Genomic DNA, 16352 nt, shown 5'->3' with positions numbered 1-16352 from the left:
TTTCTTACCTACAGTCAAGTGATTTTTTCTTTTTTGTTTATGTTAGATGGAATTAATTTTGAGTGGGAGGGGTACCCCTCCCACTCAAAATTAATTTACGCATACCAAATAGACCTGACGAGTTACATTTTTTCGAAAGGCCATGTATGGTATAGTATAAATAACTATTTACGAACAGTTTTATGCTGCTTCGTAATTATAGGTGATGTTGTGTGTAATTAGATGAAATGCCACTTTCAAAAACTTATTCACACACGCAATTGACGCAACTTTGTGGGGTTTTCCTTGAGGTTGCGTTTTTAATTTGTCGTAGTACTCTACAATATGATTGTTAGTCTTCTTACGAAGTTTAATCATTGTCTGAATCATAAAGTACAAGATTTTTCGTAGCTTGTTATTTCCTCGTTTATTTATTTTATCTTTATAAAATGTATGGCCAGATTGATAACGCATGATATCAATCCCAACATATGCATTCAATTGTTTGTGGCTTTGAAAGCGTCGTAGATCCCCAAATTCTCCAATTAATCTTACAGCTGTAGCTTCACCAATCCCTGGAAATGAAAGTAAAACCTGATACTCGATACGTTCTTTGGAAAGGTCAACCATCTGTTTTATAAGTTGTTCTTTTTTCTCTTTTAAATCTGTAATACGTTTGGCATAATCACGTATTTGTTCACATCTAATATCTTCTTTCGAAATTGCTGGATAAGAGTCTATTGCTGCGTTAAGTAGCTCTAGAGCCTTTGCTTCGGCACGTGTAAGGGATATATTCTTTTTTGTATTTGCTTTTATTCGGTTTCGTATCACGGTTTTTGAACATGCCAATACTTCCTCTGGGTGTGGGTAAAGCTGAACGATATTTAAAAAGAGTGCAGAACGTTTGGAAAGGAGATGCTCTAATTCAGGGAAACTTAGCTGTAAAATAGCATGCATACGGCTATATAGGTTTGTTACTTCACTAGCTAATTCATCATAATAACGTGTTAGTGCACGCATTTGTTTAAAATAGTTGTCTTCCTGGTACGTCGTTGAACGTTCTATTCGAAAGTGGGATTTAGCGAGCTCATGAGCATCACTTTTATCCGTCTTATGACGGCGCATCGAAGCCGTTTGTAGATTCGCTTCTAACGGACTAACTCTATGATAGGTGTAGCCTTCTGTTTGAAAGAAGTATTCTAATGGTCTTGAGTAAACTCCTGATGCTTCAAATACAATTTCAGGTGCTTGACCATCCAGTTTAGTCATTTCACAAATCTTATCATTTAAGGCTTTAAAGGACGATTTATTATGATAAATTTCGCCTTCAAATTCACATTTCTTATAGTGGTTATAGATAACCATTGTACTTTTCCCCATACTAACATCGAACGCCAGTACATGTTTCATATCCATTTCTCCTTCTCTTGCCAATCATAGAAGCCCTCACATTGCCTTATCGATTCCACTTTCTTTTACTCGATCTCTATGGACCCAACATACTAAACTGATTCAAATAAGGGTGTGAAGTTGGCCGGTTTAAAATACGGACTCTTAAATGGTCCTAGAGGCTGGTCGGCCTTACTTCACTTCTACTATAAAAAAATAGTAGCACAAACCCTGGCCTGGGTCTGTACTACTAATGTTAGTATGTTTAATCTTAGTGTTAAAACTTTTTTTAAGGTCCCTCAAGACTTCACTTCATATCCTTGCTTTTCAATCACTTCATTAATTTGGTTTAATGCAACCTGTTCAGAATCATATTCCACGATTACTTTTTCATTATCCAATTGTACTCTAACCGATTTTACTCCTTGTAGATTACCTAAACTCCCCTCAATTGTGTTAACACAATGTCAACAGGACATTCCTTTTACTGTAATCGATTCCTGTTTCATTAGTTATACCTCCCTCAAAATAATACCAGTTGGCGTATATTTATATTACCCTGTACCGTATTTCAAGGTTAACACTCGTGATTGCAGTCAGACAACTTTCGGGATAAGTTTTCTAATTCTGAAAAGTAAAGGTTATCTGCCGGTTTGTAAGTTCGTTTATGGTCAGCCTCCTACGTACCAAAAAAGAATAACAAACAACTGTGACCCTTCCAGTTATACTATTTAACCATTTTTTTCATAACATCCGTGAGCTCTTTAATAGCTACTTCCCCATCATTGTTTTTAATAGCATTTGCTACACAATGATGGGTATGGTCTTCCATAAGACCGATAGATACCTTGTTTACTGCAGCCTGTACAGCAGCAATCTGGTTTAGAATATCCACGCAATACCGGTCATCTTCGACCATTTTATGTATACCTCTTACCTGGCCTTCAATTCTTTAACCTGTTTAAGATTTGTTGCTTATTTGGCTGAACCGTGCTCCTGTTTTTTTCCATTTTTGCCCCCTCGTATATCGTTCCTTAAGAAGTTATTAATATCGTATCACATACAGTATTTTATTGGAATAAGGGGCAAAGCCTAATGCCTTAAGATATATAGAATAACTTCTTATCTTATCACTCTTTCCAAATAATCAGCATTTCGGTCTTTACTTTTTAATCTAAATCCGAATGCGGTTCCACCATTTACAGCTTGCCTTTGTATTTCTGAAAAATAATTGATACCATACATCGGCATAGTATAAAAGTATTTTATTTTCAGTACGATTTTTTGAGATATTCTAACAGTCTAAATAATTTAACAGGACTATTTTATATTTTTTTCAATTCCTGTTTATAATAATTAATACGAGGTAAATACCTATACAGGGTATTTTTGTATTTATGGAGTTAATATGTGGAGGTGCTATTTATGAGTAAGAAATTACGCGATAATCATAAACACAAAAATGAAGATATACATCAAGAAAAAAAATATAAGCCTAACCATCAAAGGTCGGGTGAGCATAACGAACATACTCACCATCACAATTATAATAATCATGAAGAACACGACCGACATGATAATCATGACCACCATGATAAGCACGGCGGCCACCACGGCCATATCAGCGACTTTAAAAAAAGGTTTTTTGTGTCACTCATTCTTATGGTTCCAATTTTATTACTCTCTCCTATGATTCAGGGTTTTCTGGGCGTTGACTGGAGATTTGACGGAGATATGTATCTGCTCTTCGGTATTTCAACAGTAGTATATATATACGGCGGGTGGCCATTTCTAACTGGAGTAGTTGACGAACTTAAAGCAAAAACTCCCGGAATGATGACATTAATTGCCTTAGCTATAACAGTGGCTTATGTATACAGCACGGCAGTTGTTTTCGGGGTAGACGGACACGAGATGTACTGGGAGTTATCCACTCTTATAGTGATCATGCTACTTGGCCACTGGATTGAAATGAAATCCATTATGGGAGCATCAAAAGCATTGGAAGAACTGGTAAAGTACATGCCTTCTGAAGCCCACCTTGTTCAGAATGATGGGAGCTTGAAAGATGTGCCGGTTTCTGATATTCAGGCAGGGCAGCATGTATTAGTCAAACCTGGTGAAAAAGTACCTGTGGATGGACAAATCATAAAAGGGAGTTCTGCAATCGATGAATCAAACCTTACCGGGGAGTCTATTCCTGTAAATAAAAATATTGATGATCAGGTGATCGGAGGCTCTGTTAATGGGGAAGGCTCTTTAACCGTTAAAGTTGAAAAAACCGGGGAAGAAAGCTATCTTTCTCAGGTTATTAATATGGTAAAAGAAGCACAGGAGTCAAAGTCCCGCACACAGAACCTCGCTAACCGGGCTGCTAAATTCCTGTTTTATGTAGCTTTACTGGCTGGTGGCACCACTTTGCTCATCTGGCTTTTGCTCGGGTTTAACGCAGACTTTGCCATTGAACGAATGGTCACCGTTATGGTTATTGCCTGTCCACATGCCCTAGGACTGGCTGCCCCCCTTGTAGTTTCTGTTTCTACTTCACTTTCTGCTCAAAAGGGGTTGCTTATAAGAAACCGTACAAATTTTGAAGAGGGAAGAAGAATAAATGCAGTAGTTTTTGATAAGACAGGAACGTTAACAAAGGGAGAGTTCGGGATAACGGACTTTGTAGTTGAGCGGGGAGAGGAAGAGGAAATTCTTCGCATGGCAGCTTCCTTAGAATCAGAATCAGAACATCCTATCGCAAGAGGAATAGTGGAAGCGGCTAAAAACAAAAATATCCCTGTAACCTCTCCGGAATCTTTTTCCTCAATGGCTGGAAAGGGGCTTAAAGGCAAAGTCGATGGTACTGATATTGAAATAGTCAGCCCTGGGTATATCCAGGAGAAGAATATTGACTATAATACAGATAAATATAAAGACCTTTCAAAACAAGGAAAGACAGTTGTATTTGTTTTGTTAGATGGGCAGCTTTCCGCGATGATAGCATTGGCAGACCAGGTAAGGGAAAATTCAAAAAGGGCCATTGCTGCTCTAAAAAGCAAAGGAATTGAATCAATAATGCTTACGGGGGACAATCAGCAAGTAGCAAATTGGGTAGCAGAACAGCTGGAACTGGACCAGGTATATGCGGAAGTCCTCCCCCACGAAAAGGCAGACAAAATTAAGGAAATACAAAAACAAGGGTTTCGAGTTGCTATGACAGGTGATGGAGTAAATGACGCCCCAGCTCTGGCAACTGCCGATTTAGGAATTGCAGTTGGAGCCGGAACGGATGTGGCTATTGAAACAGCGGATGCAATATTAGTTAAGAGTGATCCTGAAGATGTTGTCTCTCTCTTAGAGCTCTCAAAGGCCACATACAGAAAAATGGTACAAAATCTCTGGTGGGCTACTGGATACAATATAGTGGCTATTCCTTTGGCAGCCGGAGTACTCTATACAATGGGTGTACTCCTGACTCCTGCTGCTGGAGCTGTGTTGATGTCATTAAGTACGATTATTGTAGCGATTAACGCTAAACTTTTGAGGATTTAGCACTAAATGGCCAAAAGGACCCACCTGGTTCTTTTGGCCATTGTGTTTTGAAATAACCTCCTTCTGCCTGCTTTTAGTCACAATATCTTCAAACCATCTTCACGGTTTCCACAAACTCAAGAGATAAAATGAAAGTGAATAAAATATAAGGAGCTGATAGAAATGAAAAAACTTTTAACAGGGTTGTTGTCTTTGACGCTTGTAGCAGGAATCGGAACAACAGTTGCAGCACACAGCGACAACTTTTCAAGTTTTCAGGAAATGCTCCCTTTTATGCAGAATATGCATCCTGATATGTCTGAAGAAGAATTGGAAACAATGTATAACAACTGCCACGGAAAAAACTGAAGCGATGATTTCAGCAGGTTGATGTACGAAGCAAGGACTGACCAGGATAGAGGCTGATGGGAGAGGTGTAGAGAACTGATTTCCAGAAGATAGCCTTATGGCTGTCTTCTTTGTCTTAGCTAGACATGAAATTGTTTCAATTACTTCCTTGTCAACCGTATAGCTTGTCAGTACACTTTGTCGTCAAGCTTCATAGATACTTCTAAAATGAACCTGCGAAAAATGTTACTGCTTATGCCTTGTTCATGAGAAATTATTTTATTCTCATTACCTCGGCTTTAGTAAGATAATATTTCCAAATGAAAATGCTGTACTGTACAAAGTAACTAAGGTCCCACCATATAGAAGTTAAAATATGATTACATTTGCATTCTATCTCCTATTTATAAGTACACAGTAACAAAATCAAAAAAAATGAAATTAAGAGGACTCAACCAACAACAAGGAGACCGGTCCTTAATTTTGTATGAAAATAATAGAGTCATAGAGTTTCATTCTCTGCCCCAATATTCCCCGTTATTCTAGCCCTCATTTCTTTCCTATACACTGTAGGCTCAGCAGTAAAAAGGAATGTTCAGCATCTGAACATTCCTTTAAAAAATCGCAGAGCAAAATTAAATTGTTTTAAATCTTCTTAAGCGCAGCGTATTTAATACTACCGACACAGAACTAAAGGCCATCGCTGCTCCGGCAAGCATCGGATTTAGCAGAATCCCGAAGAACGGGTAGAGCATGCCTGCTGCCACAGGAATCAACACAATATTGTAGCCAAACGCCCAGCCAAGGTTCTGCCAGATCATCCTCATCGTTGATTTGGACAAGCGAAGTGCGGTAACCACACTCATAATATCGCCGCGCATTAACGTAATATTGGCGGTTTCCATCGCCACATCTGTCCCTGTTCCAATCGCAATACCAACGTCAGCCTGCGCCAGAGCCGGGGCATCGTTAATTCCGTCGCCAACCATCGCGACAATATTTCCTTCTTCCTGAAGTTGTTTAATTTCATTCGCTTTATCTTCCGGCATTACTTCAGCTATAAAACGGTCGACACCGGTTTCCCTCGCAATCGCCGCCGCTGTTTTATAGTGGTCGCCAGTGAGCATTACAACCTCCAGCCCCATCTTCTTCATTTCCTTAATAGCTCTAACAGAGTCCTTCTTAACTGTATCGGCAACAGCGATTACCCCTGCACATTCGCCGTCTATGGCGATATACATCGGTGTTTTCCCATCATCAGCGAGCTGATCTGCCTGACGTACAGCTTCCAAATTCTCAATGCCGTTTTCCTTCATCAGTTTCATGTTGCCAATCAATACTTCTTTATCCTCAACTATCGCTTTAATGCCCTGTCCTGTTACGGAATTAAATTCCCCTGGCTCGCTTAGTGAAAGGTTTCTGTCTTTTGCAGCCTGGACGATCGCTTCTCCAAGTGGATGCTCGGATACGGTTTCAACCGAAGCCGCTATTCTTAACAGTTCTTCTTCCTTCCAGCCGGACAGCACATTGACATCTGTCAGCTGCGGCTTTCCTTCTGTTATTGTCCCTGTTTTATCAAGGACCACAATATTTGTTTTGTGTGCTTTCTCAAGGCTTTCAGCATCTTTTATTAATACTCCGTTCTCCGCGCCTTTTTCCGTACCGACCATAATCGCTGTCGGTGTCGCCAGTCCTAAAGCACACGGGCAGGCGATGATCAGAACTGCGATAAAGGTGGTTAATGAAAAAATAAGAGCCGGGTCTGGTCCGATAAAGTACCATACTACTGCAGCGATTAAGGCAATTATTACTACTGCAGGAACAAAGTAAGCCGATATTACGTCCACGATTCTCTGAATCGGAGCTTTTGAGCCCTGTGCTTCGTTAACCATCCTGATAATCTGCGCTAAAGCTGTTTCTTTTCCTACCTTTGTTGCCTTAAAAGTAAAGCTTCCCGTTTTATTAATCGTAGATCCGATGACCTCATCGTCAGCGGTTTTTTCTACAGGTATAGACTCTCCGGTAAGCATTGATTCATCTACAGATGACTTTCCTTTAAGAACGACACCGTCTACCGGAATCCTTTCTCCAGGCCTTACAATAATTTCGTCGCCTTCTTTCACCTGGTCTATTGGAATATCCATTTCCGTATTGTCACGGACAACCCGCGCTGTTTTTGCCTGCAGGCTCATCAGCTTCTTAATTGCTCCGGATGTCTGACCTTTCGCTTTCGCTTCAAAGTAGCGCCCTAAAAGAATAAGGGTAGTAATTACCGTCGTTACATCATAATACAGCTGGTACGGGAATCCCATCGTTGTCAGCGTTTCCGGAAACAATGTCAATGCCCCGCTGTATACCCATGCGGAAGTAGTACCCATTGCCACAAGGACGTTCATATCTGCTGATTTGTTTTTCAGGACTTTGTAGCTGCTCTTATAAAAGCGCCAGCCTGGTACGAGCTGCACGTACGAAGTGAGCAGAAGCAGGAAGTACGGGTTGGCAAGAAAATCCGGCACCCATTCTCCCCAGCCAGGCATCATATGGGGGATACTGCCAATCAGGACGATACTTGTCACAACCGCACTGAAAGTAAAGTCTTTTTTCAATTTTGCCGTTTCCTTTTCCTGTTCGTCTTCCTGGTCGTCCGGCCCGCTTTCTTCCATTATCGATGCATCGTAGCCAATCTTTTTTATCCTGTCTATAACCGCCTGAGGGTCAAGGGTGCTGTTTCCTTTCACCTGCGCCTGGTTTGCGGCTAAGTTTACGTTCACGCTTTCTGTCCCTTCCACTTTCTGAATTGCTTTTTCGACCCTATTCACACAGGAAGCACAAGTCATTCCTTTAACAGAAAAAAGATATTTATTCGCTGAATCATCATTCTGTACTTTCGCCTCGTAGCCGGTGTTGCTGATGGCCTCAACAATCTCATCCTTATTAGTGGCTGAAGGATCATACTCCACCTGTGCCTGGTTGGCCGCCAGGTTCACATTGACAGACCGTACGCCATCCACTTTTTCAATCCCTTTCTCTACCCTTCTTACGCAGGAAGCGCAGGTCATTCCCTTTACCGAAAAAATCTGTTTATTTGATTCCATCTTATACCCCTCCTTTTCGTGTCATTTATCAACTGAATATCTTTGTATTTACTGACTTCATTATACTATACCCCCACAGGGTATGTAAAATTAAATAGTGTATATTTCATGAACTTATAAAATCAGCATTTTTCTTCCTTGAAAAAGAGTGAAAGAAGACTGCCTGATTACAGGCAGCCGTTCGTATTATTCCAGTTTTCCGTTTTAGGTTATTCTGGTTTATTTGGAATATCAGGGTCTGGAGTGAAAAAAGGTTCATAATCTTTATACTTTATTTCAGCCACCATACCTCCGCTGGCATGGTGAAACTCGTGGCAGTGAAACAGCCAGTTCCCCGAATTTTCAGCTTTAAAGACAATTTCATACTCCTCTCCTGGTCGCACATTTAACGTATCTTTTACAATTGGAGAGCCTTCGACAGGATTGCCATCCTTTGCGGTCACAGTGAAAAATTCGCCATGTAAATGCATTGGGTGGTCATCATCCGTATCATTGGTGATGGTAAACTTTACGACATCCCCTTCTTCTACTTCATAAATTTCATGGTCCGGGAACTGCTTTCCGTTAATGGTAAATGTTTCTCCGCCGTCATCTGTCCCAAGAAGCATATCAAATTCCTTAGTTGGCTCGCCAATGTCCGTGTTAAGTTTTTCTCCATATACCGTAAAGTCAAAGAAGTTTGTGAAACTACCGCCAAGCTGTACTTCTTCCTCTTCATGTCCTTCATAAATTACCGGAATTACTGTATTAAGCCCTTCCTTATTTTCCTCAGCATATACTTCAATCCCCCACGCACCAGGGTTATCCATTTCAATTTCCACTTCGTAACGTTCTGCCGGCGCGATGCGGAATGCCATTTCACTTATCCATTCCGGTTCATTCACCGGCTGTCCATCGTAATGGGTAACTTTAAAAGAATGGCCTGGTATCTCTACAACTTGTGTAAACAGCCCTGCGTTCAAAAATCTTAATTTAACTTTATTTCCTTCTTCAACGTTGATTGCTTCAATCTCAGGTGAAGTTTTTCCATTAATAATCATCGTATCGTACATCAGGTTCATCATTTCTGTATGGCTTAAGTCGTCCATATCCATATCCCCGTGGTCCATGCCATTCATGTCTTCTTCGTTCATATTATCGTGATCCATATCTCCATGGTCTATACCATTCATGTCTTCTTCGTTGATATTATCGTGATCCATATCTCCATGGTCCATCCCATTCATGTCTTCTTCGTTCATATTACCGTGATCCATATTCCCATGGTCCATGTCATCCATATCCATCGAGGAAATTTCATGAATCACTATTGTTTCGTCTGTATCGTAGTTTTCCTCCTCTGCAGGCTCTACAATAAAGACTCCGTAAAGCCCTTCGCCAACCTGGGTCGCCCCATCCTGATGGGAATGATACCAGTATGTACCCGGTACATCTGCTTCATATTCATAAGTAAATTCCTCACCTGGCATAATAGCGTTTTGTGTGACCCCTGGCACCCCATCCATTTCATTGGGAACAGGGAAACCATGCAAGTGTATAGCAGTCGGTATATCAAGGGAGTTTTTAACATTTAATACTACTGTGTCCCCTTCACTGACTCTTATTTCCTCCCCTGGCAAAGTGCCGTTATAAGTCCAGGCATTTCTTACAAGGTCTTCATTATAGGACCACTCCGTTTCCTGAACTTCAAGATTGAAGACTTGTTCCGATCCTTCCATTTGTTCTTCCTGGTTATTATTATTCTCCTGATCCGGCTGATTTTCTCCGGCAGTCTCCTCCGCTGTTTCAGCTGAACATCCGGCTGTAAATAATCCTAAAGCCAATCCAGCAGTAATAAATGCTTTCTTTTTATTCATAACTATACCTCTCCTTATCTTAATAGTGGAAATCTAAGTACATTATGAACCCTGCTTATGAAGAAACAATGAAGTAACTATGGAGTTCAAAAAGTTGTAATATTTGGATGAAAGGTGATTTAGCAGACATGTAAGGATAATTTCCAAAGTCTCTGAAAAAGAGCAGCATCTTTTATTACCTTTTATCTGCTTTCTAATAAAGACACCAATACTCATTTTCTAAAGAAACATTTCACCCTTATCGTACAAGCTTATTGATTTTGTTAAAATCATTTAGTCATGGTCAGTCCTTCTTTTACATATTCTTGTTATAGAAAGGGGGGATAAATTTGACACTTTTTATTTTCGTTATTTCAATTATCCTGGGGGTGTTGGTTGCCGCTTCCTTTTTTATATCTTATTCTAATAGAAAAGTTATACCAGCAATGACTGGTATGATGGGGGCTATGATAATTGGTATGGGTGTTGGATTAACAACAGGGGTTCTGTTTGGAGTTCTTTATCAGAATGATTTAATGTTAGCTACTATTCTTTCTATGTTCATTGGGATGACCACAGGAATTTTTGCCGGCCTGCCGAAAGGGCCCTTAGCCATACTTGATGGACTATTAGCTGGGTTAATGGGTGGCATGATGGGTGCCATGCTTGGAGTTATGGTTTCAGGCGCTGAAGGAATTTTACTTGTCAAAGTTCTTCTCCTGATCACTGCCTGCTCCACTTTTATCATTTTAATCCTCTTACATAGTAATTCTTCTAAAGAACGGCCGGTTACTACCAGCTGGATGTTAAAGCCTGTACTAACCTTCTGCTTGTTTCTCTTAGTATTTATAGGTGTGGGTTTAATTGATGTTTCCAATGACGATAAAGGCATGGTCCTCGGAGGGGATTCTGGCCATAACGAACAAAGCCAGAATGATGAGGAGGATGGACACAGAGCTGGGAAACAAACAAATCATATTGTCAAGGTGGTTATCCCAGGGTTAAGTTATAATCCTGAAATCCTCGAAATAGATAAAGCCCAGTCTGTAGAGTTACAGCTTATTAACCACGATAATGTGGAACATGATTTAGAAGTACGTTATTTTCCTTTTAAATTGCTGAAGGAACCAGAGCATGTTAACGCTGAACATCACAACCCTGGTTTAGATAATAATTCACTACTACATCTCCACGCTCAGCCCCAAAGTACGGCTTCAATCAGCTTCATTCCTTTAAAAGAAGGGGTATACGAATTCTTTTGTACTCTTCCTGGCCACAGGGAAGCTGGCATGTCTGGTAAAATTAAAGTAAATTAATTTGATTGAATGAGAACAACCAGCCACCAGGCTGGTTGTTCCTTGTCTTGTATTATATTTCTAACTCTTGCTTAATCTTATCAAAGCCATACCTTGATACAAATTTCGCCATTCTTTCACGCTTTCTCCCATTCTTCCTGTACACTTCCAGTACATTATCCACCAGCTCATATAACTCCTCCGGTTCAAGGCCATCTTTTAAAAGGACGCCTGTTTGAGCGTCTTCTCCCACAGCTTTTCCTCCAATGTATAATTCATAATGTTCGTCCCTTTTAATAACTCCGATGTCATTTATTAATGGCTCACCGCAGGCGTTAGGACATCCGGTATACGCCGGACGCAGAGTAAAAGGGACTTCCTGTCCTGCGATTCTATCATTAAGTTCCTTCGCAACAGGCATTCCTTCAACTTCTGCTCCTTTACAGAAATTACACGTTCGCAGGCTTTTCACAACATTTCCGACCTTGTAGACTGAGAATCCGGCTTTTTTTAATTCTTCCACTGTATTTTCAACTTTCTCTTCTTCAACCTTTATAATCAGCTGCTGGAAAGTTGTTAATTCCACTTCCGTATCCTCTTTTAAATATGATCCGAGGGTTATCAGCTGTTGAGGAGTCAATTTAGCGCCAAATCCTATACCCCCGTTTACTGCTAATGGCACCATTTTTGGACTGTTCATATTCTCCCTCCAATTTCTTAGTATTTATTTGTTCTTCCGCTCATCTTACTATACCCCCGCTAGGTATTCAACACACGTCTGCTGCACCATTACTGAATAATTTAAAAAGAACTTTGCGAACTAAAGATAATTCGCAAGTTCTTTTTTCACCTATTGCAGCTTTTAATGAACGGGTTATTCTCACCAGCTATTTTGTGGAAATTAGCTGCTTTAACAGCAGGACTCTAAAACAGGATAATGGTATTATTTTAACAAGGAATCCACGGTATTTAATGCGAATGTCCTCGGTGCATAAACAAATGTAACAATGGGCAGATAAGTAATATCAATAATATCGGGCTTAAACTGCCGGCAATGACAAAGTACAATATTCCTACAACCAGGATTATACCTATGCAGTAAACTAAAAAACGTTTAGAGCCTCCCATGATAATCCCCCATTTTCTTTGTAATAAACTGGTGCTCAGCCTGTTTAGGGACTAACTATCTCATACCCCAGGTCTTTAATTTTTCTACTCAGTGTTTCCACGTGAATTACTCCCTCTTCATAGTCAACAGTTACCTCTTTACCAGCTAAATCAACGTTTGCCCTCATCACACCTTCAAGCTTCATTAATCCACCTTCTATTGAGGAAGCACAATGTCCACAGCTCATACCTTTAACCCTGATGTGAATCGTACTCATATTTATCTCACCTCTCGTCTTTTTCAGCTAACGTTCCTAATTTGAATATAGCAGCAATATCTGAAGAAAGTATGTAGGATGGCCGATCAGCGCAAAGTACACAGAATGTTAACAAATTAATAAAATCAATGAGTCAACTTCCAAATAATGGATTAAGTATAGGTTTGTATACGGCAAAGCGTGGTTTTGAATCAAACAAACGCACAATAAAAAGGAGGTGTTCCCCTCCTTTTTTAGTTATTTTTAAGTTGTCTGTTGTTAATCTTCATCTCGCGTCTGCAAATTAACTCCACATTTAAAATTAATATCTTTTAGCTCCAATATAACGGGGGCTCCAATAAGAATTATCCATTCTCGTAATGGTTACTCCCTGAGATGAGCTATTATGGATGAATGTTCCGTCTCCTAAATATATTCCAGCATGCGATGGACCTGCTTTATAGGTTTCAAAAAATACGACATCTCCTCTTTGTGGAGTCTGAACAGTAGTTCCTAACGGGTAATACTGACTGTGGGTTCTTGGAAGAGAAACCCCGTTTTGTCTGAATACATAGGTGATAAACCCGCTGCTGTCCATACCTGAAGGGGTGGTACCTCCCCATACGTACGGAGTACCGAGTAAATTTCTTGCATCTCTTATAAGCTTCTCAACATCATATGATCTGGATGAGGAAGCTTGTCCAGAAGAAATTGAAGTAGTTCGGCTTGATGTCTGAGCATTGCCGCCACTTCCTCTTAAGGCTCCGAATGTCTGCGGACCTGCTATACCGTCTACAGAAATTCCGGCACTTCTTTGAAATGAACGTACTGCGTCAGCTGTAATGGAACCATAATACCCTGTTGATGTGTGGAAGGTAAAATGCCCTTTTTCTCTTAATGCTTCCTGAAGAGAAACAACATCATTTCCCCGGTCCCCGACTCTTAACGTTCGCGAAAAGTCACTTGCTGATGATGAATTCTGGCTGCTTGTTTGTACCTTTGACGTACTGCTGCCTGCCCCAAGCGCGCCTACTGTTTGTGGTCCCACAATACCATCAACGGTTATATCGGCACTCCGCTGGAACGATCGTACTGCATCTGCTGTGATGGAACCGAAAAATCCAGTGGAAGTATGAAAGGTAAAATGTCCTTTTTCCCGCAGTGCTTCCTGAAGTTCCACCACATCGCTGTGCCTCATCCCCTCCCGTAATGTCTGGTCTCCTAAAGCAGCATCAGTCACTTCAGGCAAAGCCAATAATGTACCCGCTAAAACAACACTCAAAACAGTTTTTTTCATTTTTAAACTCTCCCTCTTTATCTATTAATTTTTTATTACTTTCTCATATTAAAAGCATGCTTTTTCCTAGTGCTAACCTACTACTATTTTATAAGATTATTTCTGTGTAAACTCTATAGTAGTCAATTAGTTAATAAACGATAAAGGTTATGTAAATTTTGCAATTATATCGAAATATTTTTCTCCCTTGACATTGTTCGACAGTTACTCTTTTTTACTTCCTCTCTCTCTTTAGGGGAAATACATAAAGAAGTACAATGCATGAATAGAGGCTGCATTATACTTCCTTTAATTAGTGCATATGTTATTTTTTCAAGACATGCCATTTTATTCTGAAGCACATCAGCGTCCTCCGGAATCCAGTTCAACTTCTGGAGGAATTTCAAACACTTCTTCTGAGATAGCTTCACCTTCACTGATAATAGTGACCTGCAGCTCTCCTTCGGCCAGCTGAATTTGATGCTCTCCTGGCCCATATTGCGCTACCCAAACCCCTGGTCCGTTTGAAATTTCTAAAATTCCGATATCCTCAGGCGCTATATTTTCGATGGCGGACCAGACAATCTCAGAATTATCGTCAAGTTCCCCCACATACAAGGTCCGCTCGCTGTATCGGTATATCTCATCTAAAATCGTTTCACCATCCATCTCCATCATTTGGCGAAAGTAAGGTTCACTATCGAGATTATCGGCCCAAAAGTAGATATCCCGCCCATCAGAATGAAGAATCATCTCAAAGGATTCTGCAGAATCTTCGGGCACCACATGTTCCTGTTCAGCTGCAAAAGGAGGTTCTTTTAATGCTCTGCTGTCGAAATAGGCAACTATTCCCGTCAACAGAACCATAGGCATGATATACATGATAGCTGTAACGACTACAGCTGAATTCTTAAGGATACCTGCCTTTTGTTTCCGATTAATTCGTCGAAGTACAATTTTAGCGAAAGCCGCGGACTGTAGTAGGACAACAATAATACCCATCCAGAGAAAGACAAATAAGAACCATATTGGAGGGTACACCCTCCAGTCCGGAGGAGTAACCTGAAAGAAATAGAACAGATAAAGTACACCGCGAAGCATAACAATATAGAAAATCACATGAATAAGTGACCCATGCAGCCATTTCCACGAGGAGGGACCGAGAATCTTTACAGCTCTGTCAAAGGAAGTTACAGCAAGCAGGGTGATCATCGGTGCCATCACCAGCCCCATCATATTCATAATACCGACTTCCGGCCTAAGCAGGACATAACTACCTGCCTCTTCAAAATATTCAAACCCGAACAGTGTCGCTATATCCCACCTCGCCCAGCGGTCCCAGATAGCATAGCCATGTCCAAAAGACAGAACAGCAAACCATATGCCTAGCTCTCTCCGCCATGACCTAAAACGCTTCACGGACTCCCAGAGAATAGCCATGGGAGATAGTATAAGTGCGAGAAATAAAAGAACAAAAGCGGCATGAGCCCAGGCACGCCAGAAGGGATGGTCAGCTCCCCAGTCAGGCCATAATGCAGGTTGAACCCCCCATGCTGAATAGGAAAGGTAAAACAAGTAGACCAAAAAAGCAGAAAATACTCCTACAATAAGATGGCGAAGTAAAGTTTTTCTTGTATTTTTATTCTCATGTGCCATTTTAACCTCCATTTAAGAAGCTTCCTTCCGATACTTTTCCCCTGGTTGGTCAACAACATAAAAAATAGACCCTTCTTATCTGCTGGAATTACAGAAACGTACATACATTACTCGGCTAATTACCATAATCGTCTTCTTTTCTCAGAAAAAAAGCATTCTTGCAGGTCATCTGATATACAGTGAAACTGTCTCCTTTTTTAATCTGTAAGTTTTTTCTTAATTCAGCTGGTATAATAATTCTGTTTTTTTGACCGATAATAACTTTGTTGTCAACCGAATCCTCAAGAGCTGCAGGTTTACTAATTATTAATCCTCTTCCCTCCTCAGAAAAACCAACATTAACTAAGTCACCTACAGAAAGACCGCATTCCTGTCTTATTTTTTTCGGCAAAGTCATCGTAAAATTCCGGGAAACGATACATTTTATTTCCAGGCCAATTAGTTTATTAATTTGAACAGAAATGCTATATTTGGCTTTTTGCACTGCTTTTTCCTCCTTAACATACTTTAGTACAGGAATAATAAGGTTTAACTTAAGATTTATAAGAATTTAAATACTAAAAACACCATTCCAGCAATGAAAAGTAAATAAA

Annotated in this window: 12 protein-coding genes and 2 pseudogenes; 3 read left to right on the top strand and 11 right to left on the bottom strand. The window is 40.3% G+C overall.

Annotation, left to right across the window (positions count from 1 at the left end; all coding sequences use genetic code 11):
- Window positions 1-180: 180 nt before the first annotated feature.
- From CD001_RS03950 to CD001_RS03940, 3 genes and pseudogenes are all read right to left on the bottom strand, one after another.
- The gene (locus CD001_RS03950) at window positions 181-1389 is read right to left on the bottom strand and encodes an IS110 family RNA-guided transposase (RefSeq protein WP_096186284.1); all 1209 of its coding nucleotides are present in this window, start codon (window positions 1387-1389) and stop codon (window positions 181-183) included.
- Between the two features lie 278 nt (window positions 1390-1667).
- A pseudogene (locus CD001_RS03945) lies at window positions 1668-1823 on the bottom strand (heavy-metal-associated domain-containing protein); the annotation flags it as partial.
- Window positions 1824-2095: 272 nt separating this feature from the next.
- Window positions 2096-2378: pseudogene (locus tag CD001_RS03940) on the bottom strand (metal-sensitive transcriptional regulator).
- A 415-nt stretch (window positions 2379-2793) separates the two neighbouring features.
- On the opposite strand from CD001_RS03940, the gene CD001_RS03935 reads away from it, so the two are divergent.
- Window positions 2794-4911, top strand: coding sequence for a copper-translocating P-type ATPase (locus tag CD001_RS03935; RefSeq protein WP_096186283.1), 2118 nt, complete (start codon window positions 2794-2796; stop codon window positions 4909-4911).
- A gap of 162 nt (window positions 4912-5073) precedes the next feature.
- Window positions 5074-5259, top strand: coding sequence for a hypothetical protein (locus tag CD001_RS03930; RefSeq protein ID WP_096186282.1), 186 nt, complete (start codon window positions 5074-5076; stop codon window positions 5257-5259).
- A gap of 614 nt (window positions 5260-5873) precedes the next feature.
- Here the strand turns inward: CD001_RS03930 and CD001_RS03925 are convergent.
- A complete protein-coding gene (locus CD001_RS03925) occupies window positions 5874-8333 on the bottom strand; it encodes a heavy metal translocating P-type ATPase (protein ID WP_096186281.1) in 2460 nt (819 codons plus the stop codon).
- Window positions 8334-8542: 209 nt separating this feature from the next.
- Window positions 8543-10189, bottom strand: coding sequence for a multicopper oxidase family protein (locus CD001_RS03920; RefSeq protein ID WP_078593137.1), 1647 nt, complete (start codon window positions 10187-10189; stop codon window positions 8543-8545).
- 329 nt (window positions 10190-10518) lie between these two features.
- Here CD001_RS03920 and CD001_RS03915 point away from each other — a divergent pair, with 329 nt between their 5' ends.
- On the top strand, window positions 10519-11484 hold the full coding sequence (locus CD001_RS03915) for a plastocyanin/azurin family copper-binding protein (protein ID WP_078593138.1): 966 nt from the start codon (window positions 10519-10521) through the stop codon (window positions 11482-11484).
- Between the two features lie 52 nt (window positions 11485-11536).
- Here CD001_RS03915 and CD001_RS03910 read toward each other — a convergent pair whose 3' ends face one another.
- The 6 genes from CD001_RS03910 to CD001_RS26245 all read right to left on the bottom strand — a co-directional run bounded on the left by CD001_RS03910 (window position 11537) and on the right by CD001_RS26245 (window position 16243).
- Window positions 11537-12163, bottom strand: a complete 627-nt coding sequence (locus CD001_RS03910) for an NAD(P)/FAD-dependent oxidoreductase (protein ID WP_096186280.1) — start codon at window positions 12161-12163, stop codon at window positions 11537-11539.
- A 269-nt stretch (window positions 12164-12432) separates the two neighbouring features.
- On the bottom strand, window positions 12433-12591 hold the full coding sequence (locus tag CD001_RS27215; protein ID WP_078593140.1) for a DUF2933 domain-containing protein: 159 nt from the start codon (window positions 12589-12591) through the stop codon (window positions 12433-12435).
- A gap of 44 nt (window positions 12592-12635) precedes the next feature.
- Window positions 12636-12848 (bottom strand): heavy-metal-associated domain-containing protein, encoded by a 213-nt coding sequence (locus tag CD001_RS03900; RefSeq protein WP_078593141.1) that lies wholly within the window; start codon window positions 12846-12848, stop codon window positions 12636-12638.
- A gap of 301 nt (window positions 12849-13149) precedes the next feature.
- Window positions 13150-14124: a C40 family peptidase gene (locus CD001_RS03895; RefSeq protein WP_096186279.1), complete on the bottom strand. Its 975-nt coding sequence runs from the start codon at window positions 14122-14124 to the stop codon at window positions 13150-13152.
- Window positions 14125-14466: 342 nt separating this feature from the next.
- Window positions 14467-15759: a cytochrome b family protein gene (locus CD001_RS03890; RefSeq protein WP_096190477.1), complete on the bottom strand. Its 1293-nt coding sequence runs from the start codon at window positions 15757-15759 to the stop codon at window positions 14467-14469.
- A 115-nt stretch (window positions 15760-15874) separates the two neighbouring features.
- Complete coding sequence (locus tag CD001_RS26245) at window positions 15875-16243, bottom strand: AbrB/MazE/SpoVT family DNA-binding domain-containing protein (RefSeq protein ID WP_078593143.1); 369 nt, start codon at window positions 16241-16243, stop codon at window positions 15875-15877.
- Between the last annotated feature and the right edge of the window lie 109 nt (window positions 16244-16352).

The sequence above is a fragment of the Evansella halocellulosilytica genome, assembly GCF_002335745.1.
GTDB lineage: Bacteria > Bacillota > Bacilli > Bacillales > Salisediminibacteriaceae > Bacillus_CA > Bacillus_CA halocellulosilytica.
This window is presented reverse-complemented; position numbering and strand designations above follow the sequence as displayed.